Source organism: Halorubrum sp. Ea8 (assembly GCF_002252925.1).
Lineage (GTDB): Archaea > Halobacteriota > Halobacteria > Halobacteriales > Haloferacaceae > Halorubrum.
The window spans coordinates 17,219-40,529 of the sequence record NZ_NHPF01000048.1; the positions used below are offsets into that span (position 1 = coordinate 17,219).

A 23,311-nucleotide genomic window follows, 5' to 3' on the forward strand; every position below is an offset into this window, starting at 1 on the left:
AGTTGATCGTCATTTGTTTCACCTCGTCAGCGTCAAAATAACCGTCAGATGAATGTGCGAACTGAACACCCGAAGAGATTTTTCCGGGGGAAGGAACGATACGAGTATGAATGTAACTAAGCGACAGGTCGCTGTGATCCCGTTCGTCCTTTTTTCAGCTGTTGTCGGTGCTGTACATCGTGTTCAGATGAGCTGATTCCATGCGAAGCTGAACGAACTGAGCCAGTCGTTCGGCGGTTTCTGCTTCGGCGTTGCTGAAACGGTATGCGAAACAGATAGTTCGGCGTTTTATTTCTCTGAAGATACGTTCGACAGCGTTCCGATTTCCATGTTTCTCGTATCTGAAATCGGAGCCGTGGCGGTGACGCGCAGCTTGTAACGAGTGCGATCCATCGACGAGAAACACGGCGTCGGAGACGTCGTGTTTCTCGGAAAGTTCCGTGAGAAACGAATGAGCGAGAACCTTCGTTGTCGTCGCTTCAAGCTTTGTATGGAGTAATTCGTTTGTCTCGGAATCGACGGCAGCGTACAGCCAATATTGCTCATCGTTGAGTCGGATCACAGTCTCGTCAACCGCAACGTGATCCGGACACCGACCACCTTCGGGCTGTAAATCGGCTTTGTGAACCCCCATTATGAACGGTTGACCGAGCACGTTTGACACCGAATATCCCAAGAATAGAAACTGTATTTGAAAGTGATAGGCCAGCAAGATGAAGCTGAATACCGAGTTTCATGAGCAATCTCGGTGTCGCTTCGCGTTCCACAAAACCTAATTCGATCTGGTCGATACTACCGGTGAGGCGTGTGTTTTCGGGCATGAACCACTCAGAAAACACACCGCCTCACTATTCATCTTTATCTGAACACCACCCCGAAATAGGGGATAGTCGTGATGTCGACCGCACGGTAACCGGCCGACGGAACGATGCTTCGGATTCGATGACCGCGAGCAGCCGATCGGCCACTGTATCGAATCCATCGATCAGCTCCCCTTGCGTGAACTGTTTGATCGTTCTAAGATGCGTATCGCCGTGTGGACTGCTGTCCGAACCGTGTCGATACTGAAACCGAGCCGCTCCTTGCGGTGTCCCGCAGTTGACCACTCCCGTGAACGTCTGTAATTCGAAGAACTGCGTGTCTTCGTAGGTCGTGTTCGCAGCGCGACCGGAATCAAACTCATCGAAGCCGTGATCACGAGTGAGTCGAGTCGTCCGGTAGATTTGCTTGTCGGAGAATTCACAGCCAGCCGTCTCGTCATCAGTGGAGAGGTCCACTTCATCGACGATCTCTGCTTTCGACCGGACAGCGGGAGCTGAAAACTCGCGGTCGTGAGATTGTTTGATGACGAAGTGCGCAGCAACCTAGACGAACTCCCGAACGCCGTCGTCGAAGCGTTTCCGCCACGTGCGGGACAACACGGATTCATCGGGGATGTGTTCCAAATCGAGTGGTTCGGCAAGTTCTTGGTACCGAGCCAGCGCTCGATAGCTCTCACCTGTTGCCTCTCGGTAGATGGGGAGCCGAACCTTTCCGAGAAAGGAGTGTGGAGCAGGGTGCCACTCTGGATAGCTATCGCTGCGGTATTCCGTCTGGATTGAACTATCTACAACGCTCAATAGCAGGGAGTCACCGTCTCGCAGCCGTTCAGTGATTTCGATTCCTGTGTTTTAGGCGTCGGTCATCCGGCAGGCACGGTCCGAGAGCGGGTCCAGCGTCTCCGACATTGATGCGCGCTTGTGCCGGCAGCATAGAGGTGGTCGCAGTCTCGCCTGCACCAGCACCTTTCCTCAATAGAGACGCTCAGTATAGGCTTCGCAGGGCAGCGCAGAACCACCGGATTGAAGCGATTGGTCGTGAAAGCCAGTAACATATCCGAACAGATCAATGAGTGACCCAGATCAGCCGCCACCGCCTGACCGCCTGACTACTCTTCTCGAGGAACAAGATCATAAAGGGACAGTGGGGTGTCTCGACCGACTCGGCACAGCTGATACTGAGACCCGTAAGCGTGCGTTGAGAGCGGTTCGGGACGCCGCTGAAGACCTGCCACTCTCCTTTGAAGAGCTCGCTAACCCGCTTTCCACCTTCCTGACCGATGATGATCGAGCAGTCAGATTGACGACCGCGAAGCTGTTCGTCACGCTCGCGCAGTCCGAACCGGCAGCCGTCCTGCCTGCCGTCGACGCACTCGCCGAGCGGTTGGCCGACGACGAGGAGTTCTACTATGTCCGTGCCAGGAGTGCCGAAGCACTCGGCTACGTCGCAGTCGAGTCACTCGAGGAAGTCACTGATCCAGAGACGCTGGCCGACCTCCGCATCGGACTGGAGTTCGACGAACCCGAGGTCAAAGAGAAACTCGCGAAGGCGCTGGCGTACGTCGCGCTCGGCGATCCGGCTCGACTCCGCCACCAGGTCGACTCGCTGGCCGAGCACCTCGGCGATGAAAACGAACTCGTCCGGTATCACCTCTGTACGGCATTGGTGGTCGTCGGGTGTGAGTATCCAGAAAAGCTTGCCGAGGCGGCGGAACCGCTCCAAGGGCGACTCGGTGATGAGGACCCGTACGTGCAGGGGCGGGCGGCCGAAGCGCTTGGACTACTCGCAGCGTCAGAGCCCGGAGTCGAGTCGGGGCCTGACCTCGATGATGTCGAGGCCAAGCACGAGGACCCACCGACCTTCCTGACCGACCGGCTAGAGTTCTGTCGGCGGCAGTTAGCCACCGAAAGATCTGGCGGGACTCCCGATGGAGTCGGCACGATCGAGTCGATTCGAGACGGGACGGACGAAGTAGTCGAAGAAATGAACGCCCTTGACGGCGACGCATGTCCGCACTGCGGACTCGATCTGCCGAAGAGTGGGCCGCCGATGTGTCCGCGGTGCGGTACTCCTCGCTGACATTTTTTCGCCGGCCTAAAATTCGGAACGTTTTTCAATATTTAGGTGGGCCTAAAGCATATGACAGACGATTCCAGCGGTCACGAGGCACCGACACGGCGTGACTACATGAAGTACGGCGGCGCAGTCATTGGCGGCGGACTACTCGCCGGGTGTGCGGGCCAGTCCGATTCCGACTCGACGCCGAACGAGACGAGCGCGGACGATCAGTCGACGACGGAGACATCGACAGAGACAGACAGCTCATATACTGTCGAGATGGCTCCGGTCGGGGAGGTGCAGTTCGAGGAGCCCCCAGAGCGGGTCACACACTACTTCCCTGACTACGCCGACATGGCCGTCGCGCTCGGCCACGGCGATTCGATCCTCTCGATGGGACTGCCATCGCGGTTCCACACCAGTCATTACGACGAACTCGACGGTGTGAGCGTCGACGCGGAGTCGCTGACGCGACTGAGCGACAGCGGCGTCGACAAGGAGCTCTTCTACGAGCTGGACGGCGATATCCATCTCATCGATCCGCAGTGGCTCATCAACAACGGCTCGTTCAAGCTTGAGGAGTCCGACGTCGAGGAAGTCAGTAGCAACGTCGCGCCGTTCGTCGGCAACACGATATTCCGCCGAACCGACGAGTGGCACGACTATCGGTACTACACGCTGTACGAGGCCTTCGAAAAAACCGCCCATATCTACCAAGAAGAAGAGAAGTTCACCCGGATTAAACAGCTCCACGACGAATTAATCGCTCGGGTACAAGCCGATCTTCCTCCAGCAGACGATCGACCGAACGCGCTACTGACGTTCGCTGCGGGCAACGAGCCGGAGGCGTTCTACCCCTACCAGCTGAGCGACCAAGGGGCGAACAAGAAGCATTTCCGCGATCTCGGCCTTAGCGACGCCCTCGCAGACACGGGAGTCGAAGGGCTCTCGACGACCGATCGGGGTCAGATCGACTACGAGACGATGCTCGAAGTCGACCCAGACTCCATTCTCGTCCGGGGACACGAAAACAAGAGCCACGGGGAGTTCGAAGACACTGTCTTGGCGTTCATGAAAGACCACGAGGCGGCTTCGGAACTCGCTGCTGTCCAGAACGACATGGTGTTCCGTGGTGGGCCGATTTACTCCGGGCCGTTACATCACCTGTTCCTGACTGAGCGCTACGCGAGGCTGTACTTCCCCGAGGTCTACACGGGCGAACTGTTCGACCGTCAGCGGGTCGCGGACATCATCAACGGCGACATCTGACGATGACCACCACAGAAACGGGACCGACCCACGGGTACGACCACGACGTCGTCATTGTCGGCGGCGGACCGGCAGGCTGTTCGGCGGGCGTGTTCTGCGCCCGTGAGGGGCTCGAAACGATCGTCTTCGACCGCGGACGCTCCTCGCTCAAGCGGTGCGCCTACCTAGAGAACTACCTCGGCTTCCCGGCGGGCATCGATATCGAGACGCTCTACGAGCTGATGCACGACCACGCCGAGACCGCCGGCTGCGAGGTCGTCCCGGATCTGGTCGAGTCGGTAGACCGCGCCGACGACGGAGAGGGATTCCGCGTCGCGCCGCAGGAGGGAGACCCCGTCACCGCCCGGCGCGTCGTCGCGGCGACGCGCTACGACGGGGAGTATATGCGGGGGCTCGACGACGACGCGGCGATGTTCGAGACCCGCGAGCACGACGGCGAGGAACACGAGCACTTCGACAGCGAGTACGCCGACCACGACGGCACGACGCCGGTCGATGGGCTGTACGTCGCGTCGCCGTCAGAGGAAGGCGACACACAGGCGATTATGGCCGCCGGTCGCGGCGCGCAAGTCGCCCACCGCGTCATGGCTGACGCCCGAACGGACGACGGCTGGTGGGAGGATGTCGCCGAGGGCGTCGACTGGGTGCGCCGCGAGGCCGAGCTCGACGACGAACGGGCCAAACCGCGACAGATGGGTCGAGTGGTTTAATGACTACTACGGCGACGACGCGCCCGTCGAGACGGACAGCGAACGTTTCCAACGTGTCCGCGATGCGGATATCGGCGACTCGCTGTCGTCGTACGTCTCGCCCGAGGAGATCGGCGAGCGGGACGCCGCCGGACAGGAAGCGCTCGCTGCTCACCTCGACCCGGAGCGAACCGTCGCTGCCGTGGATACCGAAACGCATCTCGAACAGGTGGACGACGACCAGATCCTCGTCGCAGCACGTGAGATCGATTCCGGGCGACCGGCGACCACGACTGACAACTAGTGATGGCAGGAGAACCCGTCTCTGACACACCATCGAAGACCCGTCGGGAACGAGTGCTCAACGCGATAGACAACGAAATGATCGACACGTACACGAAGACGAACGACACGGAAGAGGTGTCGCAGCGATGAGTAACAAAACGTCGGTCGGTAATGAGTCGACGACGAGGACGCGCGACACTCGACGGTTCGTCTGGCTGTTCGATCCAAAGCTCGTGACGACCGCCGTCGCCAGTACCGCCGTCGTCGTCCTCGCCGGACTGGTGCAGGTGAGTCTCGGTGCCTATTCTATGAGCATCAGCCAGGCGTGGGCCGCCGTGTTCAACCCGAACATCCTCCTGAATCAGCAGGCGTGGAACGCGTTCCTGCTCGGCGGCGAGATGCCGGAGATGGGCCAGGAGAGCCTGATCGTCTGGAACATCCGGCTACCCAGGGTGCTGGTGGGGATCATCGTCGGGATGAACCTCGGCGTGTCGGGCGCGATCTTCCAGGCGATCACTCGCAACGAGCTCGCGAGTCCGTTCATCCTCGGGGTCTCTTCGGGCGCGGGGCTGATGATCCTCCTGACGCTGGTCGTCTTCGGCGGCTTAGCCGCCTTCCTGCCGCTGATCGCCGCCGTCGGCGGGGCGGTCGCGTTCCTGATCGTCTACGCGATCGCCTGGAAGAACGGCACCTCCCCCGTGCGACTGGTACTCGCAGGCGTGATCGTCGGCACCGTCTTCGGGAGCGTCCAGACGGCGCTGTTCTTTTTCGCCGACGACATCGGCATCGTCCAGTCGGCGATCGCTTGGACGACCGGTTCGCTCACCGGCACTGACTGGGAGCAGGTCCGGATGGCCCTGCCGTGGTCGGTCGTCGCAATCGGACTCGCGATCGCCGGATCGCGCCAGTGTAACGTGATGCTGCTGGGCGAGGAGACTGCCAAGTCGCTCGGCATGTCCATCGAGAAGGTGCGCTTCGCGCTGTCGGGCGTGGCCGTCCTCGCTGCTGCCGCGAGCATCGCCGTCGCGGGCATCGTCGGCTTCGTCGGACTGATCGTCCCGCACATGGTGCGGAACCTCGTCGGCAGCGACTACAAGAAGGTGATCGTCGGCTGTCTATTCGTCGGCCCGGCGTTGATGGTCGGGGCCGACGTCGGTGCGCGCCTCGGGATGAGCGTCCTGACCGGGGCCGACGCCCAGATCCCCGTCGGGATCGTTACCGGACTCATCGGCGGCCCCTACTTCCTGTATCTGATGCGGAAAAAGGAGAACATTGGAGAGATCTGAAATGAGCCAAGATGTTTCGAACGCACGAAGGTCGAACGGTTCCGAAGACGCAGTCTCGAACGACACGAGTTCGGGGGGTGCTTCCGCGAAGGCGACGAGCCACCTCTCGGGCGAGGATCTCGTCTTACAGTACCCGTCGATGGACGAACCGGTCGTCGACGGCGAGACGCTCGTCGCCGAGCCGGGTGCGGTCACCGCGTTGATCGGTCCGAACGGCTCTGGGAAGAGCACCCTGTTGAAGGGGCTCGCAAAACAGCTCACCCCCGAGGACGGCTCGGTGCTGATCGACGGGCAAGACGTCTACGAGCTGGGCACCAAGGAGCTGGCTCGCAGGCTCGGGTTGCTCTCCCAGGAGAGCACCTCGCCGGACTCGATCACCGTCGAAGACCTCGTGTACCACGGCCGATACCCCCATCGCGGCTTCTTCGAGTCGGTCACCGAGGAGGACCAGCGAGCGGTCGACCGGGCGATCGAACTGGCGGGCTGTGGCCACCTCCGTGAGCGCGAGGTCGGCAGCCTGAGCGGCGGTCAAAAGCAGCTGGCGTGGATCGCGATGGTGCTGGCCCAAGGCACCGACGTCCTGCTTCTGGACGAGCCGACGACGTTCCTCGACCTCCACCACCAGCTGGAGGTGATGGAGATCGTCGAGACGCTCCGGGACGAGTCCGACATCACGGTCGTCGTCGTGCTCCACGACATCCAGCAGGCCGCGCGCCTGGCCGATAAGATGGTCGCGCTCAAGGAGGGCGAGATTCAGGCGCGTGGAACGCCCGAGGAGGTCGTCACCGAGGAGCTGCTCGCAGAGGTGTTCGAGATCGACGCCGAGGTCGACGTGACGCCGCACGGGCCGCGCATCGAGCCGCTCAGGGCTCGCCACGACGACGACGACGAGCGCGAGCGACCGACCGAACGCGTTGCCAAGGTCGACGGCGGGGACGGCTGATGGCCGCCGGCGACGAGTTCGAGACGGAACTGGACGCCTACCGCGAACAGGTCGAGCGCCCGCTGTGGCGACTGTTCCGCGCCTATTCACCCGACCACGCGCTGTGGCTGACAGTCGGCCTGCTCACGAGTGTACTCGCCTACGGGACGGTGCTCGTGACACCCATCGTCTTGGGGACGACCATCGACGCTGTGTTCACCCAAGAGAGCGCGTACGCGCTACCGCTCGTCCCCGATGCGTGGCTGCCGGGCAGACAGGAGGCGCAGTTCTGGTTCTCGACCGGCGTCGTCGCCGCCGCGCTGCTGGGCGGGGCCGTCCTCCAGTGGGTGCGCGGCGTCGCGATCAACTATTTCGCCCACGGCGTGATGTACGCGATCCGAGTCGACGCCTACGAGAAGATGCAGCGGCTGGACATGACCTTCTTCGACAACAAGGAGACGGGCGAGGTCATGTCGATCCTCAACAACGACACGTCGAACTTGGAGACGTTCTTCGACAACGCGCTCGGGGACTCGGTTCGGATCGGGGTGATCGTCGTCGGCGTGACGACGGCGTTGTTGTACACGAACCGCCAGCTCGCGCTGGTGACCCTGGGTGCAGTCCCGCTGCTGGTCGGGTTCACTTGGTGGTTCATGCGCGTCATCGAACCGCGGTACACGCGCCACCGCGAGACGATCGGCGACCTCAACACCCGCATCGAGAACGGCCTCAGCGGGATCGAACTCGTCAAGACCACGAGTACCGAGGACTACGAGAACGAGCGGGTCCGCTCCGTCTCGCGGGACGTCTTCGACGCCAACATGTCGGTGCTGAAGCTGAGCTACTTCTACCGGCCGGGGATGGAACTCATCACGGGCGCGGCGCTGCTCGCGACGTTCATTCTTGGGGGGCTGTGGGTGTTCTCGGGCCCGCCGCTGTTCTTCACGGGCGAGCTCACGACTGGTGATTTCGTCGTGTTCATGCTGTTGACCCAGCGGCTGACCGGCCCGATGGCCCAGTTGTCGAGTATCGTCGACTGGTACGAGAACGCGAAGGCGTCGGGCAAGCGCATCTGCGGGCTGATGGACGTGCCCGTCCGCATCGAGGACGCGCCGAACGCCATCGCGCTCGACGACGTCGAGGGGCGCGTGGAGTACGACGACGTGACGTTCGCCTACGATGACGGTGAGACAGTGCTCACCGGGGTCGATATCGATGCCGACCCGGGCGAGACGATCGCCATCGTCGGGCCGACCGGCGCGGGGAAGTCGACGGTCGCCAAACTGCTGCTGCGGCTGTACGACGTTACTGACGGTGCGGTCCAGGTCGACGGTCACGACGTGCGCGACGTCCGGCTCGCGGCCCTGCGCTCTTCGATCGGCTACGTGAGTCAGGACACGTTCCTCTTCGACGGGACCGTCGCCGAGAACATCCGCTACGGCCGGTTCGACGCCGGCCGCGAGGACGTCGTCGCCGCGGCGGAGGCCGCCGAGGCGCACGGCTTCATCCAAGGGCTCTCGGAGGGCTACGACACGCGCGTCGGCGAGCGCGGCGTGAAGCTCTCGGGCGGGCAGCGCCAGCGCATCGCCATCGCGCGGACGGTGTTACAGGACCCGGAGATCCTCCTGTTGGACGAGGCGACCAGTGCGGTGGACACGGAGACGGAGTACCTGATTCAGCGGTCGCTGGACCGGCTGGCTGCCGACCGGACGACGCTGGTGATCGCCCACCGCCTCTCGACGGTGAAGGACGCCGATACCATCGTCGTGCTGGACGACGGCGAGGTGGTCGAGCGCGGGAGCCACGAGGACCTGCTGGCTGCCGATGGGCTGTACGCGAACCTCTGGGGCGTCCAGGCCGGCGAGATCGAGTCGCTGCCCGAGGACTTTCTCGAACGGACGGACGAGTCTGCTGTCGAGCGGTGAGGCTCGGGATCGGCCGTTTCGGTAACTTTTTGTGTTTTTAGGCGGGCCTAAAAAATATGGCAGACGATTCCAGCCAGTACGAGGCATCGACGCGCAGAGACTACATAAGATACGGCGGCAGAGTCGTCAGCGGGAGCCTGCTCGCGGGCTGTACGAGCCAGTCCGACGACGAGTCGACACCGGAATCCACAGATGCGGAGACCCCCACCGAGACAGCGACTTCCACTGAGACAGAGATCTCCACCGAGGACAGTTCGTACTCGACGACGCTTGCGCCAGCGGGCGAGGTCACGCTCAACTCGGAACCCGAGGACATCTTCACGATGCTGGGCCACCACGCCGACATGGTGCTGGCGCTCGGTCGGAGCGACGGCATGAACGCGATGTTCGCGCCAGAATACCACCAGGGGTTGTACCGGAAGCTGACACACCACTTCGACGGGGTTTCTATCGACTGGGAGGGACTGTACAACTCGTGGCCACCGAAGAAGGAGAACCTGTACGAACTCGACAGTGACGTCCACATCGCTGATCCGGCGAAAGTCGCAACCGCCGATGGATGGGACAACGGCGACGTACAGGAGATAGCCGAGAACGTCGCGCCGTGGTTCGGAAACACGCTCAGCGGAACCAACCGGACGCCACCAGAGGGCTGGAAGGACCAGTACGAGTACTACACGTTGTGGGAGATTTTCGCCAGGGTCGCGCAGTTGCTCGGAGATCACGAACAGTACGGGGCTCTCGCGTCCGTCCGTGACTCGATGGTTCAGAAAATCCAGGAGAACCGCCCGCCGGAGAACGACCGACCGACCGCAGCGCTGGTGTTGTTCTCGTCAACGGAGGACGACAAGGGATGGGGCTACAAAATGAACCATCCGGGCTACTACGCCGCACACACCCGTCCGATGGGGGTCACCGACACGCTGTCCGAGGCCTTCGGGGAGGGATACGGCGAGGGCGGACGGAACATGGCGTTCGACTACGAACTGCTCCTCGAAGCAGACCCGGACGTGTTGCTCGTCCTCGGTTCGATGACAGCGTATTTCAACCTTGACGAGATTCGAGATAACCTCGAGAATCACGAGATCGCCAGCGAACTCACCGCCGTCAAGGAGGGCAACGTCTACGCCCAGGGAGCACGTCGACAGGGACCGATCCTCAACCTGTTCCAGCTGGAGATGACCGCGAAGCAGCTCTATCCCGAGCAGTTCGGCGAGTGGCCCGGCTACGAGAACAGCGAACCGTACCCGGAGATTCCCGAAGAAGAACAGTTGTTTGACCGTGACGCGGTGGCGGACATCATCAACGGCGACGTCTGACCAATGAGCACGACCAGCCCACCTGAAGTCGTCGTCATCGGCGGCGGTGTTGCCGGCCTGTCGACAGCCGTCTTCACCGCCCGACACGGGCTGGATACGCTTGTCGTTGCCGCCGGCGAGTCGATCCTCCGACGGAACGCCCACCTCGAGAACTCCCCCGGCTTCCCCGCCGGCGTCAACGGCCGCCAGCTACTCGATCTCCTCGAAAAACAAGTGGCCGGAGCAGGCTGCGAGCAGGTGACCGCGACCGTCGCAAGTGTCGAAGATACCGACGAGGGATTCGCCGTCGAGGCCGACGCCGTCGANNCGACCGCGGGAAAGCGTTCGTCGACACGGACGAGCTCGGGCGCACCGGCGTCGACGGCCTCTACTCGGCCGGTCGGCTCGCCGAGAAGCCACACCAAGCAGCGGTCTGTGCCGGCCACGGCGCCGAGGTCGGCGTGACGATCCTCGAAGACGACGAGCGGCCGTTCTACCACGACTGGGTCGCGCCCGAGGGCTACTTTACAGACCGTGGGCGGGACTTGCCGCCCGGTTGTGACGAGATCGACGAGGCGGAGCGGGCGCACCGCGAAGCGCGCTCGCTCGACGTAATGGGTGAGCGTTTTGCCGAGCCCCACCCGGACGAACAAGAAACGCACCCGCGTCTCGAAAACGAGGGGAGCCATTCGGACGGAGGGTAGAGGCGACGCGAAGGGTCTCTCAGTAGAGCCCCATCGATAGTTTTTTTAATTTTTAGGCTGGCCTAAAACGTATGCCTGCTCACGACAGCAGTGATACCGGATCGACACGTAGAGGCTATCTGAAGTACGGGAGTACGCTACTGGGTACGAGTTTCTTGGCTGGCTGTACGGGGGGTGACGGTAGCGGGGCCACAGAGGAGCCAACGACCACCGGCGAGAGTGGGACCGATTCCGAAACCGGCGAGACCGAGACGGAGTCGACCGAGACCGATACCGGATACACCGCTTCCATCGTCCCCGCGGGAGAGGTCCACTTCGATGCCGTTCCCGAGACGTGGACGGTCTACAACGGCGGCTGGGCCGACATGGCGTTCGCGCTGGGGCAGCGAGAGGGGTTCCTCACCGCGGGCAATATGATTCCGGGGTTCTTTTTCGACCCGTTCGACATCGACGTTCCGGACCAGGACGCGCTCCCCTCGATGTGGTCCGAGGGCGGTTGGGACAAGGAGAGTTTCTACGAACTCGACCCGGACGTGTTCCTGATGGATCCGAACTACCTCCACGGGACCGGCTGGGACGACTCCTGGAGCAAGGACGACACGCAGGAGATCATCGAGAACGTCGCGCCGTTCTTCGGGAACAACTGCCGCCGCCGACGCGAGTTCCACGATTACAAACTGTACAGTCTCTACGGCGCGTTCGAGCAGCTCTCTCACGCCTTCCAAGAACAGGAGCGATACGAAGCGTTCGCCACGCTACACGACGAGGTGCAGTCAGAGATCGCTTCTCGTACGCCCGACGAACAGCCGACGATCGGCCTCGTCAACGGCGGCTCGGAACCCTCGAAGGGGAAATTCTTCCCGTTGAATACACAGGACGATGGGTACGAGATGAAGCCGTATCGGGATCTGAACGTCGCGAGTGCGTTCCCCCAGGAGATGGAAGACGGCGGGCAGATCGATTACGAAACGCTTCTCGAGGTGGACCCGGAGATTATCGTCGTCCACTGGGGTATCGGCACTACCGGCGACACGGATAGCTTCTCCGCCGAGGCATTTCGGGAGCAGTACGTCACTCCGATGGAGGAAGACTCCGTGGGACAGGAACTGACGGCCGTTCAGGAAGGCCGCGTGTTTCCGGGCCAGTACGGCGAGCAGGGCCCCATCGTGAACCTCCTGCAAACCGAGATGGTCGCACAGCAGCTCTATCCCGACGAGTTCGGTGCGTTCGACCCGGAGTCATTCCCGGAGGTCCCTGAGGAGAATCAGCTCTTCGACCGCGGGCGCGTCAAGGACATTATCGCGGGCGACATCTGAGGCATGGCACGCACAGACACTATCGGACCGACGGGAGCCGACTCCCCGGACTCCACACTCGATCACGACGTACTGGTCGTCGGGGGCGGAGCGGCCGGGCTGTCCGCAGCGACGTTTCTCGCACGCTACGGACTGAACACGCTCGTCCTCGCTCGTGGGAAGTCAGCCATCCAGCAATGTGCCGTCCTCGAGAATTTCCTTGGATTTCCGGTCGGTATCACGCCCGACCGATTTCTCGAACTGGGGCGAACACAAGTCGAGTACGAGGGTGGGACCGTCCGTGAGGAGACTGTCGAGCGCGTCGAGCGGGTCGACATCGAGGAGCCACCGACAGATGCAGGCGGTGAGCCGCTGGATTCGAATGGGTTCGAGATAGAGAGTGACGACGGCGACTATCGCGTCCGGTACGTCCTCGCCGCGACCGCGTACGACGGGGAGATGTTCGAGCCGTTCATCGAGGAGATAGAGACCGACGAGGCGTTCGGGATGGTCGACAGCGAGAACGGGCGCACGCCGGTCGACGGGCTGTACGCGGCCGGATGGATGACGACCGAAACGGTACATCAAGCCATCGTCAGTGCGGGCCACGGTGCGCACGCAGCGCTCTCGCTGATCCGGGACGATATCGCCGCCCGCTACTGGCCTGCCGTTGCGGACCACTACGTCGACTGGGTCGTCCACGACGGGCGATACGCCGGCGATGAAGCGTGGGACGACCACACCCGCGAGTGGTTCGAAAACGAGATTCTCGTTGACGACGTGGACTCCGGTTTGGCAGATGCGGCCCTCGAACATCTAAAATCCGAGTTCCTGGACCGACAGATCGGCACCGACGAGCGGGCGCGTCGGGATCGTGACGGACAGCGGGCACTGCTCGAGACGATGGACGACGATGTCGTCTCCGAATACGCTGCGAGCCTCGACACCACCGATGACAGAAACTGAGCGCCATCTCGTGGCTGTGACCGCTGGATTCGGGAGTCGCCACGCTGACTCTCCCCCACTCGATCAACACAGCGCGTAAGACACCAAACCACCATGGTCGGCCCAACACTCATCGACATCAGAGAACACATCGAAGCCCTCGCGACCGAGGACGGTCAGTACTACCTCCGTTGTGGGCGGATGGGCGACCGGCCAGTCCCAGCGGCCGGTACCCGGTTCCCGGATCGGGTCACCGCGCGAGCTGCCGCTCGCGCCACCGAGCAGTACCGCTCGGCACTACGACGCTACGACCCGCAAGTCCCATTCTACGACCTAATCGTCTGTGAGGAGACGGCCCAAGACACGACAGTAGCGCACGAACGTAACTCAGAGACAGGCAGCCCACCAGACAGGCTCTCCGAGCCCGATCTCACCGACAGCGCCACGCCCGAGCGGCACGACCTCGTCGAGTTCTGTCACCGCGTCGCCGGCGCGGTCTTCGAGACGCTCTCCGAAGCGGGATACGACAGTGTCGAGGGCGCCGTCATGGACACGTACTTCGAGCTCGCCGAGACCGTCGGTGATCCCGACGAACTCTGTCTGTGTCTCCTCGAGAGCATGGCCAGCGAACTCGACGAGCGCCTGTTTCCTGCTGACCAGGCCGAAGTTCTCGCCGACGCTGCGACACGACTAGAGTCACCCAGCGAAGACGGTGATTCACTCGAGCGGAGCCTGACCGCGCTCCAGCAACGAGGTGTCATCGAGAGCTACACGCGCTCGCCGTACTCCGTTGACCTCGATGGGGGTTCAGGAGCCGTTGTCGTACAGATCTCTGGCTACGCGCTTTCAGCGCAGGACGGCCGACTCCCTGTGCTACCGTTGACGCTTGAACTCTGCCGACATCACGCGGAGCAGTCCCCACAGTCTGTTCAGGTGACCGCCGTGGACGGCGACTGGCAACTCACGTTCGGCCTCGCGGACACGGCAGAGCAGAACGGCCTCGTGAGTGCTCCAATCGAGGGAGAGGTGTGAGATGACCGTCGACACCTACATCGAGCAAGCGCGAACGCGCGCTCGATCCGAGCGGGAGCCCATCGACGAGATGCTGGACGCCTACGACACGTTCATCCGTCGGGTACAGAAGCTACAGCCCGAGCAGACACCATCATCGGTCGCCAGCCTCTCGACAGCCGGTGGGGTCACCCACCTCTCCGCAGACGCGTCCAGTACCGATGGCTGTCGGCCTGTCCGAACGGTGTTCACCGAGACGATTCGCCCTCACAGCGTTGCCGACATCGACGAGACTGAGTCTTTGCTGAAAACGATCCGCGAGGAATTCACTGACGCAATCGCAGTCGCACTCGCTCCGACGACAGAGGCCTCATTCACTCCCGACCTCAAACGGATGGTTCTCGCCGAAGCACAATCTCGGCGGGCGGAAGCGACGGCGCTACAGAAAGCGCTCGAACGCGAGGAAGCGCACCTCGACGAGGCGGATGCAGCGGTCGACGACATCATCGCCTGGATCGTCGACGCGAACGAGACGCCGTTGACTGACCTCGGCTTCGATGCGCTACAACAACGTCACGAGACGTTGGCCAGCCATCGTGACTACTGTGAGGAGGTGGCTCGCGACCGGCAGGAATTCCTTCAGAAGACGACGAACAACGGTGTTGACGCCGGCATCCGTCACAGAAGCCTCATCCCGTACCTGTATCAGGATTTTTCGGTCGACCATCCGGTGCTCGCAACGGTCGCGACGCTCGATGAGACGTGTGAAGATTGCCAACGAACCGTGCGAGACCACTTGGTCCGGAGGGCATGACCGATGGGTGAGGGACCTCGTCGACAGCGTGCAAAGGCGTGGGCGTGGGTGTACGCTGCACTGTTCGGCCCCGATGACTGTTCTGATGCTGACACAGAAGACTGTGGCGAGGATTCGGCGAACAGCACTCTCTCACGAGACCAGCCGGACGAACGATGAGTAGAGCCGCACAGCATCTACTGGCCGTGTATATCCTCGGTCATCAGGACGATCCACCGATCCCGACGAATGCGGTGGCCGAGACGCTGGACCGCTCGCCGGCGACCGTCACTGAAACGTTCCAGCGACTCGAGGAAGATGGGCTCGTTGAGTACGAGGCGTACAACGGAGTGACTCTGACAGACGCAGGGCGCGAGCGTGCTGGAGAACTACACGAAACCTACGTGACCATCTCGTGGTTCTTCCGGAGCCTCTTGGAGTTAGACGACTACGAGAAGGAGGCGATGGAACTGGCCGGACTCGTGAGTCCGACCGTTGCCGAGCGCCTGGCGAACACATTGCCCATTGAGACGGACGCCCCATCACATTCCGACGGAGCAAACTCGTCGGCAGCGACCGATTACGAGAGTTCTTGACTACAACCGATATCGATGAGCGATGCTTCCTGACCCCGATATCGGTCAGCACAAGCAAGCGGTAGTGGGCGCCGTACGGTAGCGTGAGACCAAGTCGTATGACCAGCAGTGGTCCAGTCCCAAGTTCAGGCGATGCGAAAAATTGATACATTCCATTAATGATGCGCCCATAGTCTCGGAATTTTGGCTACAAAGGCGCTGTAAGAGATATTTTTAGCCCCACTTAATACTAAGATTTATGATACTATGGTTCCAGCGTGAGAGTGTAATGAGCGCAGAAGGCTCCGGGCTCGACTCGTTGAGCGTGTTGACGATCTCCGTCGGGAGGTTCGCCGGTGGGGTCGGGGGTTCGTAGGACATCGGCTACTCTCGTGTTAACCAACACGACCCACGAGTCCATAGTTTTGTTGGTTAAGACAATGGGGACGGTTCTCGCGTTGCTGGCTGTAACACTACTCGAAACTTCTTTATATATAAGTTTCGTACTATGTTACACCGTGCTCCGGCGCATCGAACTCGAGGTCCTCGCCACGGTTGACCGCGGCGACACGATCTCCGAGCTCGCGACGAAGCTCAACCACAGCGAGAGTTACCTCTCGCGTGCCGTCGCCGACCTCGTCGAGAAGGGGCTCGTCTACGCGGAACGCGATGGCCGGCGAAAACGAGTCGTACCGTCGGATGCTCGCGCCGTCCAACTCTTTCGGAACCTCGTCCGCCAGCACTCCCACACCGACCTCCCCGAACTGCTGACCGGGAAGGCACTCGAAGTGCTGTACTACCTCGACCAGCCGCGAACCGTCTCCGAGATCGCCGACCGGAGCGACAACTACCGCAACACGGTCAACCGTGTCCTCAAGCGGTTTCGTGACCGTGGTCTCGTCGGGACGGCCGACGGACGCTACGAGTTCAACGCCGACTTCGACCGCCTACACGCGTTCGCCCGTGAACTCGCACACCATCTACATCGCCAACGTCTCGAGGCCGTCGCCCCGAAGGGCACGATTCTCTGGGAGGACTACGACGAATTCCTCGCACAGGCCGAAACGGAGATCGACGCGGAGGCGTTCCACGAAACCGGTCTCGCTCGATTCGCGGCCTTCGACCTCCAATTCCTGCTCACCGGCCACCGCTACTTCCTCTGCTCCGAGGACCTCGACGCAGTCTCGCCGGCGGAGCTCTGCTGTCACACGCTGCTAATCGACGACGGCAGCCGCCACCGCTCGTACTGTCTCCTCCTGCTCAGCCACGTCGACGTCGACGAGGAGGATCTCCGAAAGCAGGCGGCGAAGTATGGCCTCGAAGACGAAATCGACGCCTTGCTGCGCTACCTCGAGACGCACGGCGAGGTCGACGACGACCGGCTCCCGGAGTGGGACGAGTTCCAGGAGTTGGCGGCTGACTACGAGGTGCCACTCCCACAATGAGACCAACATTCGGCCGCGAGTACATCGAGAACGAATTCCAGCGAATCGGGGACGGGCTATCTGAACCGCTCACGGTCTACCTGATCGGTGGTGGCGTGATGTCGCTGCGCGACCTCAAGGGGGCGACGAAAGATATCGACCTGGTCGTCCCAGATGGCGACGTGTACGGCCAGCTGTGGGCCGTTCTGATGGACCTCGGGTATACGGAGGTTCAATCGCTGGATCCAGATTACCGGGCGCTGGGGGCGACGAGCTGCGTCGAGAACGACGATGGGTGTCGCCTCGATATCTTCAACCAGCAGGTCGCGAACAAGCTCGTGCTCACCGACGGTATGCAAGAGCGCAGTGAGCCGTTCCTCAACCTGGATCGACTGACGGTCCGGCTGGTTAGCAACGAGGATATCTTCCTGTTCAAGGCGATCGCAGGCCGCGACGACGACATCGAGGACATGAATATGCTCGTGCAGGCCGGCCTCGATTACGACGTCGTCCGGCATGAACTCGAAGCCCAGATCGAACGCCTGGGGGACGTTCAGTTCGCCACGTTCGCGAACGAGGCTCTAGTTGAACTTGAGGAGCGGTACGGGGTGACCACGCCGATTGAGGCCCGCGTCTAGGAGCTCACGAATAGGTACTACCGGGGGCTCGAAGTCCTCCAGGCACTCGATGAGCCGATGACCGTCGACGAACTGGCCGCCGAACTGGAGCGGGATACTGACGAGGTTCACGACCGGCTCGCGTATCTCTCAACGTTCGACCGGGTCCGTCGGATTGGCGACACAGTCCGTCCCATGGAGTAGTCCGGTCACGACTACGGGGAGGGAAGGCACCCATCAGGTCGTGGGACCCGCCCCTGCTTGATTTCGTAATCGACTCGTCGGAGGTGTTTACAGCCGGCCCCGGGCGCTCGCTGCTGCCAATCCGGACAAGTACACGACTCGCTGATCACGTCGACTTCGTACCAGTTTCCGGACGCCGATCGGACCTCATAGCGGCCACCCTTTTCGAGCAGCGAGACGGCCACCGATTTGTCGACGGCATTCCGATTCCCATGTGTGACATGTTGGAATCGTAGCCCGTGGCGATGGCAGGCCGCTTGTAACCATGGAGCACCGTCGACCAGAAAGATCGCGTTGTCAACCTGATGTTTCTCACGAAGTTCTGAGAGAAACATCGAAGAGATTGCGTTAGTTCTCGTCGGATAGAGCCGAACATGGAGCAGACGGTTTGTGTCGGGATCGACGGCAGCGTACAGCCAATATTGCTCACTATTGAGCTGAATCACGGTTTCATCGACCGCGACGTGATTCGGACAGGTACCGTCTGTCGGCTGTAGATCGGCCTTCTGTATCCACCGCTGGACGGTAGTTCGATGCCGATCGACACCCAAAATATCAAGAATAGAGATAGAATCAGAACATGACTGTCTAGCTAAATAAATCCGGATACCGAGCTTCTTCCCCGGCTCAGGTGTCACCTCTTGCTATAGAAAATCTAACTCGATACAACCCTTATCCCCGTTGAGGCGGTCGAACGAGAGCCTAGACCGCTCGACTTTTTGACCGCCTTATCTTTCGATCTTATATCAACACCGCCATGAGATACATTATTGCTGTTATAAACAGAACTCCGGCCAATAATGCAATATACTCTGGTTTTAAATATGAATAGAACTCACAATTTGAAATATATCAGGAATTGATGTCTTTATAAAGTTTGTTAACCCGTTCTCTATGAATGTCATATAAATAATATTAGTATGATAATAATCTTATGAAAATCTAGTTTTTCGACTGTATGATCTCAGTTTTATCGCATCGGCTGGTATCACTATTCCCCAGAGGAGACCGTGAGGATACTCGATTGAACAGCACCGCTATTATATATGTTGCCACCGCTATTTGGGAATATGCCGGAAGAAACCAGTGGACAATCAAGAAAGTCGAATAAGGTTGCGAGACTGATCGCTGAATATCATCTCGCTGAATCTCTCGGCGATAAACTTGAACGGCTCTGGACTGCCGAGGACCAACAACGTAAGAGTCTCCGAGATCTTGCAGATCTCTTCAATCAGCGATTGCTCGAAAGTGCGATGGCCTCTGCAGGAATTTCTACAGTAGACGGAGAAATCTCCAATCTTTATCGTCTCCTCACCGCTGATGACGTGAGTAGTGGTATGCGAACCGAGGCTCGAAATCGTCTTGAACGGGATGGCGTCGATGTCAAGCAACTCGAACGCGATTTCGTCTCGTATCAGGCAATTCGGTCGTACCTCACTAAATATCGGAATGCTTCCTACGAATCCCCCTCCGACAGCGAGCAAGTGGAGAGCGTTCTTGATTCCATCCGACGTCTCCAGTCCCGCCTACGGTCACTCACCGAGGGCAGCTTGGATCGACTCCGATCAACAGAGCGAATCACGCTCGGCGAGTTTCGCTTGTTTATCGATGTTGACGTTCTCTGCGAGGACTGTGGCGAACAGTACAGCGTTATTGACCTGCTGGAACGTGGCGGTTGTGATTGCGAGGACGGAACATAGCCGCTTCTGGCCGGGTCCTATATTTCAGTGATGAGGGTATAATCGTCGTCGAGAGCCTGTGCGTCTTCGGGGAGCAGAGCGACAACCAGGAACTCCGGATAGTCGGCCATATAATTGATCAGCGATGCGATTCGCTGTGAATCGATGGCCTCCAAGGAGTCCAGAATCATGAACGGAACCCGTTCGTACACCTCGTGAACGAGATAGCCCGCAAGAGCAAACACCAGTCCAGTGACTTCTCGTTCGCTTTCGCTGAGATGATCGACGGTGTCCTCGTACGCCGCTCCGGTGTCGGTACTCCGGACGACGTGTAGTTCGAACTGAGTTTTTTCCACCTTTCTTCGTCCGTCTCGTACCTCGCGCTCGACTCTTTCGATCCAGATGCGCTCGATGTTCTCATAGCCGAGAGTCTCGAGGACTGCATCCATATGGTCGTTGAATTGCTCGACAGCGTTCTCTTCGATCTGATCGATTCGCGTCCGGAGATCCGTCAGTTCAGTACTGATCTCTTCTCGCTGCGAATTCAACCGTGTCTCCTCAGCAAGGCGCTCTTCGATAGAGCCGATCTGTTCCGTCACATCCTCCAGCTCAGATTCAAGCCGTTCGAGATCGAATTCCAACTGATTTGCCTCCTTGTGAAGATCCAGAATTTCACTGAAGTCTGCAGATTCTAACGTTTCGATCTCCGATTCAAGATCCTCGACTCCCTCGTTGAGATGTTCTCGCTCGTCTCGCAAGTCATCCAATCGCTCTTCGCGTTCCACGATTTCACTCTCGATGCCAGTGAGTTTTCTCTCAATCGACTCTCTTCGCTGCTGTTGTTCCCGATATTCCTGCTGTTTGCCTTTCAGCTGAGACAATTCCGATTCGAGGTCCCGGACCGTTTCCAGTTTCTCTTGACGGATATCCCGAAGTTGATCAAGCGTCTGTGTGATATTCTCCTCTTCGACTTCGGATCCACAGGTCCAACAGACAACCATGTCGTCGACAAGTGCATCCGTCACTGTGCTGTCAGTCTCTTGAGCGCTCAGAACGGAGGTGACAGTTCCTTCGCTCTCTTCCAGCCGTTCTTCATTGAACTGAATCACGTTCTGGAGGTTGCTCACCTCGCTTTCGAGACTCTCTTTCCGGTCTCGAAGTCTGGAAATTTCGTTTTTGAGCTCGTCATGCTCCCCCATCGGTGTGTCGGGAAGCTCATCGAGCTCCGACTCGAGGTCTCTCCGTTCGGTTGTCAGTGCTTCAATGCTCTCTTGTTCGACTTCGATGTCGGATCGAACCCGATCTAATTCGGCGCGTTTCTCGCGGAGTTCGTCGAGGCAGGCCTCGAGTTCTTGTTTCTCTTCCCGCGTTTCGTCGACGTCGGCATCGAGGGTCTCAATCTCTCCTTCCTTTGCTACTAGTTCCTCTTTTTTCGCTTCGATCTCGTCTTTGAGCTGGCTCCGGTCCTCTTCCAACTTTGGCATTTCACCCTTCAGCTCGTTGAGTTCATCGAGTTCATCGTCGATCTGCGACCGTTCCCGTTCGAGCTGTTGGATTTTTGATTGGATCGATTCGGTATCGACTGGTCGCATGATGAGCTCGTGAAGATCGGCACCGCTGATGACGGATCGACGGGCTTCGTTGGTTTCCAAGAGAAATGCGAACAGGTCGGCAAGCTCTGGCTCATCAAGATAGGGGTTGCCTCCAGCCGTGACGGAGCCATTTGTGCGAGTGAACGTTCGCACATAGGTTTCCTCATCAACGTCGAGCGCAACTCGTCCTTCATCCGCGTCTGCTTTCAGGGACGCATTATCGCTTCCCATAACTGCCATGATGGACCGGAGTAGCGACGTTCGATTCGTCGCGTTTCTCCCCTCCAATACCGTGATCCCGGGAGAAAAGTCTACAGATGCTTTGTCGATACCCCCCATATTTTCTACCTCGAGTTTGGCGGCTTGATCGAGTATATTTGCCCGGTTCATATCCTTGTATAGAATCTTTATAATAAAAGAGTTGTGGCATTGACTCACTTCCACCTTCAGGATCGAGCATCTCAAAACCTCATAACAAAATTAGTATTGTTATTCTAATGCGATGTAGATAAGGCACTATGACTATTATTCCAAAGTGATTAATTTATTATTTTGAATTTATTTCAGATATCAGGGCAGAATATATTTTTTATTGAATAGTTGTACTGTCCCATCCATATATAATGGAATAATTCCTTCGTATATTCAGATAGAGATATTCAGATAGAGATATTCGGCTAGTGTCTATCCGTTTGATATAGCCAAACGATTAAGTAAATTCGAATGGTTTGTGAGAACATGACTGTCGATCCAAACCAATCGGAGTCGCCGCGGACACTAAAAACAGTAGAGCGTACAGCTCAGATCATCGAGGCGCTCGAAACACTGGACGGTGCGGGAGTGACCGAGTTGGCGACTCATCTCAGAATTTCAAAAAGCTCCGCGTATCATTACTTGGCGACTCTCCGTCAGGAAGACCTAGTCGTCAAGAATGGTGAGCAGTACGAACTCAGTTTGCAGTTCCTCCTCGCTGGCGAGTACGTCAGGAATCGAAATCGACTGTACAGATACGGAAAAGACGAGGTCGAGGACCTCGCGGAGTCGACCGGTGAGTACGCGAATCTCTTCACCGAGGAACATGGGATGGGCATCAATCTGTACAAAGTGAGCGGCAGTGACGCTGTCGGAAGCGGGTATCAGACCGACAAGCTTCAGCGCCCGGACTATCTCCACTGTACGGCAACAGGAAAAGCAATCCTAGCATATCTTCCCCGCGAGCGCGTCGACAAAATCCTCGACCAACACGGGCTTCCGAAACAGACCGCCAACACGATCACCGATCGCGACGAACTCTTCGCCGAACTCGATACTGTTCGTCAGCAAGGATATGCACACAACGACGAGGAAGAAGTTGAGGGTCTGCGTGCCGTCGGTGCACCCGTCATCGACCGTAATGAGAACGTCTTGGGTTCGTTGAGTGTCGCCGGACCGACGAGCCGTCTGAAAGGGGAGCAATTCAAAGACCAACTTCCAGAGAAGGTCCAGAGCGCAGCGAACGTGGTCGAAGTGAACCTGAACATGGCGACTCACGAGAATGAATCGTTGGAGTGATAGACTTCGTTTTCGGCGGAAACTCCGCTGAACCGGTTTCTGTATCACAAGGGGCCTCCACGTGGCACGTATCTTGTTACGTTGACTGCGTTTGTATTATGCGAACCACGATAAGATAGTGATTGCCGCAGTAGAAGCCCGTCTCAACCGTATTTTCCCCCGATAGTGCCGATAACTACGTTATCCTCATTTGTGATATAGTAACGATAGTCGAAGATCGATACTTCACAGGCGGAGCAGGTCGAGTGTTTTGGGGCTTGTCTCGAGACGAAGATCTCCCGTTTCACCGTGTGACAGGCGTTTATCGCCGTTATTGACGTCGAGGCGCAGT

17 protein-coding genes and 5 pseudogenes are annotated in these 23,311 nt (G+C 59.3%); 18 read left to right on the top strand and 4 right to left on the bottom strand.

The annotated features are described in order from the left end of the window. Nucleotides 1-183: 183 nt before the first annotated feature. A pseudogene (locus tag DJ74_RS03915) lies at nucleotides 184-821 on the bottom strand (IS6 family transposase). 27 nt (nucleotides 822-848) lie between these two features. Continuing rightward, the gene (locus tag DJ74_RS19860) at nucleotides 849-1,277 is read right to left on the bottom strand and encodes a hypothetical protein (protein ID WP_217900313.1); all 429 of its coding nucleotides are present in this window, start codon (nucleotides 1,275-1,277) and stop codon (nucleotides 849-851) included. Nucleotides 1,278-1,887: 610 nt separating this feature from the next. On the opposite strand from DJ74_RS19860, the gene DJ74_RS03925 reads away from it, so the two are divergent. The 16 genes and pseudogenes from DJ74_RS03925 (at nucleotide 1,888) to DJ74_RS03995 (ending at nucleotide 18,119) form a co-directional block, all read left to right on the top strand. Beyond that, complete coding sequence (locus DJ74_RS03925; protein WP_094526422.1) at nucleotides 1,888-2,898, top strand: HEAT repeat domain-containing protein; 1,011 nt, start codon at nucleotides 1,888-1,890, stop codon at nucleotides 2,896-2,898. A gap of 60 nt (nucleotides 2,899-2,958) precedes the next feature. Beyond that, a complete protein-coding gene (locus tag DJ74_RS03930) occupies nucleotides 2,959-4,146 on the top strand; it encodes an ABC transporter substrate-binding protein (protein WP_094526423.1) in 1,188 nt (395 codons plus the stop codon). A gap of 2 nt (nucleotides 4,147-4,148) precedes the next feature. Next, nucleotides 4,149-5,139, top strand: a pseudogene (locus tag DJ74_RS03935) (NAD(P)/FAD-dependent oxidoreductase). 2 nt (nucleotides 5,140-5,141) lie between these two features. Beyond that, nucleotides 5,142-5,270 carry a hypothetical protein gene (locus tag DJ74_RS19560; protein ID WP_254922134.1) on the top strand — a complete coding sequence of 43 codons (129 nt, stop codon included), beginning with the start codon at nucleotides 5,142-5,144 and terminating at the stop codon, nucleotides 5,268-5,270. Further along, nucleotides 5,267-6,406, top strand: a complete 1,140-nt coding sequence (locus DJ74_RS03940) for an iron ABC transporter permease (protein WP_094526424.1) — start codon at nucleotides 5,267-5,269, stop codon at nucleotides 6,404-6,406. The genes DJ74_RS19560 and DJ74_RS03940 overlap by 4 nt, the downstream gene beginning before the upstream one ends. A gap of 1 nt (nucleotide 6,407) precedes the next feature. Next, nucleotides 6,408-7,349: an ABC transporter ATP-binding protein gene (locus DJ74_RS03945; RefSeq protein ID WP_094526425.1), complete on the top strand. Its 942-nt coding sequence runs from the start codon at nucleotides 6,408-6,410 to the stop codon at nucleotides 7,347-7,349. Continuing rightward, nucleotides 7,349-9,253 (top strand): ABC transporter ATP-binding protein, encoded by a 1,905-nt coding sequence (locus DJ74_RS03950; RefSeq protein WP_094526426.1) that lies wholly within the window; start codon nucleotides 7,349-7,351, stop codon nucleotides 9,251-9,253. Before DJ74_RS03945 ends, DJ74_RS03950 begins: the two co-directional genes overlap by 1 nt. 56 nt (nucleotides 9,254-9,309) lie before the next feature. Further along, nucleotides 9,310-10,572 (top strand): ABC transporter substrate-binding protein, encoded by a 1,263-nt coding sequence (locus DJ74_RS03955; RefSeq protein ID WP_094526427.1) that lies wholly within the window; start codon nucleotides 9,310-9,312, stop codon nucleotides 10,570-10,572. A gap of 3 nt (nucleotides 10,573-10,575) precedes the next feature. Then, nucleotides 10,576-11,255 (top strand): annotated as a pseudogene (locus tag DJ74_RS03960) (FAD-binding protein). 71 nt (nucleotides 11,256-11,326) lie between these two features. Next, nucleotides 11,327-12,571: an ABC transporter substrate-binding protein gene (locus DJ74_RS03965; protein WP_094526428.1), complete on the top strand. Its 1,245-nt coding sequence runs from the start codon at nucleotides 11,327-11,329 to the stop codon at nucleotides 12,569-12,571. Between the two features lie 3 nt (nucleotides 12,572-12,574). Next, entirely contained in the window at nucleotides 12,575-13,516 is a 942-nt protein-coding gene (locus DJ74_RS03970; RefSeq protein WP_141212010.1) for an FAD-dependent oxidoreductase, read from the top strand. Between the two features lie 93 nt (nucleotides 13,517-13,609). Beyond that, a complete protein-coding gene (locus tag DJ74_RS03975) occupies nucleotides 13,610-14,527 on the top strand; it encodes a hypothetical protein (RefSeq protein ID WP_094526429.1) in 918 nt (305 codons plus the stop codon). A 1-nt stretch (nucleotide 14,528) separates the two neighbouring features. Next, nucleotides 14,529-15,320, top strand: coding sequence for a hypothetical protein (locus DJ74_RS03980; protein ID WP_094526430.1), 792 nt, complete (start codon nucleotides 14,529-14,531; stop codon nucleotides 15,318-15,320). Between the two features lie 155 nt (nucleotides 15,321-15,475). After that, a complete protein-coding gene (locus tag DJ74_RS03985; RefSeq protein WP_094524383.1) occupies nucleotides 15,476-15,895 on the top strand; it encodes a metal-dependent transcriptional regulator in 420 nt (139 codons plus the stop codon). Nucleotides 15,896-16,392: 497 nt separating this feature from the next. Further along, complete coding sequence (locus DJ74_RS03990) at nucleotides 16,393-17,319, top strand: MarR family transcriptional regulator (protein ID WP_094526431.1); 927 nt, start codon at nucleotides 16,393-16,395, stop codon at nucleotides 17,317-17,319. Next, a pseudogene (locus tag DJ74_RS03995) lies at nucleotides 17,316-18,119 on the top strand (DUF6036 family nucleotidyltransferase). The gene DJ74_RS03990 and the pseudogene DJ74_RS03995 overlap by 4 nt, the downstream one beginning before the upstream one ends. 11 nt (nucleotides 18,120-18,130) lie before the next feature. On the opposite strand, the pseudogene DJ74_RS04000 reads toward DJ74_RS03995, so the two are convergent. Beyond that, nucleotides 18,131-18,823, bottom strand: a pseudogene (locus DJ74_RS04000) (IS6 family transposase). Nucleotides 18,824-19,228: 405 nt separating this feature from the next. On the opposite strand from DJ74_RS04000, the gene rdfA reads away from it, so the two are divergent. Beyond that, nucleotides 19,229-19,858 (top strand): rod-determining factor RdfA, encoded by a 630-nt coding sequence (gene rdfA / locus DJ74_RS04005; RefSeq protein ID WP_094524385.1) that lies wholly within the window; start codon nucleotides 19,229-19,231, stop codon nucleotides 19,856-19,858. 17 nt (nucleotides 19,859-19,875) lie between these two features. Here rdfA and DJ74_RS04010 read toward each other — a convergent pair whose 3' ends face one another. Continuing rightward, nucleotides 19,876-21,819 (bottom strand): archaea-specific SMC-related protein, encoded by a 1,944-nt coding sequence (locus DJ74_RS04010; protein WP_094526432.1) that lies wholly within the window; start codon nucleotides 21,817-21,819, stop codon nucleotides 19,876-19,878. A 348-nt stretch (nucleotides 21,820-22,167) separates the two neighbouring features. Between DJ74_RS04010 and DJ74_RS04015 the strand changes: the two genes are divergently transcribed. Beyond that, nucleotides 22,168-22,980 (top strand): IclR family transcriptional regulator, encoded by an 813-nt coding sequence (locus DJ74_RS04015; protein ID WP_094526438.1) that lies wholly within the window; start codon nucleotides 22,168-22,170, stop codon nucleotides 22,978-22,980. Nucleotides 22,981-23,311: the final 331 nt, after the last annotated feature.